The sequence below is a fragment of the Amycolatopsis sp. NPDC059027 genome, assembly GCF_042739735.1.
In the GTDB taxonomy this organism is placed as follows: Bacteria; Actinomycetota; Actinomycetes; order Mycobacteriales; family Pseudonocardiaceae; genus Amycolatopsis.
The window spans coordinates 1-1210 of the sequence record NZ_JBHYIK010000175.1; the positions used below are offsets into that span (position 1 = coordinate 1).

Consider the following 1210-nt stretch of genomic DNA (forward strand, 5'->3'; position numbering starts at 1 on the left):
CTGGGCGAGATCATCGAGAAGCTGTCCAAACTGGCCAAGCGTTTGGGTAAGCGTGGCGAGCACACGAGCGCGTCCGCCGCTCGTAAGGCCGAGCACGCTGCTGACGACGTCCACGTGCCGAAAGAGCACACGTCTCCGTCGAGTGCGCATGACACGCCTGACGGAAAGACCTCGCCGTCCTCGTCGAAAGGCGGAGACACTTCTCCGTCCAAATCGGACGGTGCGGACGGGGGTGCCCACAGTGAGGGGCACGCCGATGGTCCGGACGGCGAACGGGCAGCGGCACCCGGCCAGAGCGGGGGTTCGTCCCGGCCCAAGGTGGACGATTCGGTCCGCTCGTACGAACGGAACGAAGTGTGGGCGAATGACGCCTACGACGCCATTCGTAATTCCGACGACGTGGCCGATGTGGCGCACAATCTGCGCGACGCACCCCGTCTCGACGGTAGTCGCGGGTTTTCCCACGAAGAGGTCGAGACGATCAAGAATCACGTTTTCCACGATCGGCATCCCCTCGACGACGGTGCCGGTGGCGTGGTGCACGAGCGTTTCGAAGCCAACCCCGACATGGCGGAAGCATGGCTCCGGCTGAGAGCGGGCCGTCACCAGGACGCCGACCTCGCGCTCCTGGAACACGAACTCGCCGAAAACCGTTACTGGCAGGGCAATCCCAACGCCGTCTATTGGGAAGCGCACCGGCACGCGAACAGCGTCTCCAACTGGGAGAGCCGGATACCTCCGGCGACGAACGAGAGCTATGATGAACCGTGGAGGTGATTTTCGTTGGCGATTCTGGTGAATCTCCGAAAAGTCGAGGACGACGATCGGGTCGCGCGGTATTGGTTCCAGTCGGCGAGCGGCCCCCGCCGGGTGCTGGTCTTCGACCGGACCACGGAAAAGGTGTGGCCGGAGGACGAGAACCGTGACGCGATCTTCCGTGCCGCGGCGATGAAGCTGTCCAAGGTGTGGTTGGAGAAGAACGAATTGCCGGAGCTGCTCGTCCATCAGGCGTGAGCGGTACGGCGTTCCGGCCGGTTTCGCGGTTCTGTCCGGTGGGCACCCGGTGCCCGCCGCTGGGGTGAAGGGGACGCACGGTGGACGGTAATCCGCTGGTGGCGCAGGCGCAGTCGCAGACGACCGGGGTGACCGGGATCGGGATCCTGGAGTCGGCGAACGATCTGGCGAGCGGGGTGAAGGACGGTTCGTGGGT

At 64.8% G+C, this 1210-nt stretch carries 2 protein-coding genes; both read left to right on the plus strand.

The genetic code is table 11. The annotated features are described in order from the left end of the window. The coding region (locus tag ACFWY9_RS44945; protein WP_378341778.1) for a hypothetical protein at positions 1-777 on the plus strand (777 nt) is incomplete at its 5' end. A 6-nt stretch (positions 778-783) separates the two neighbouring features. Next, positions 784-1014: a hypothetical protein gene (locus ACFWY9_RS44950; protein WP_378323087.1), complete on the plus strand. Its 231-nt coding sequence runs from the start codon at positions 784-786 to the stop codon at positions 1012-1014. Positions 1015-1210 lie beyond the last annotated feature (196 nt).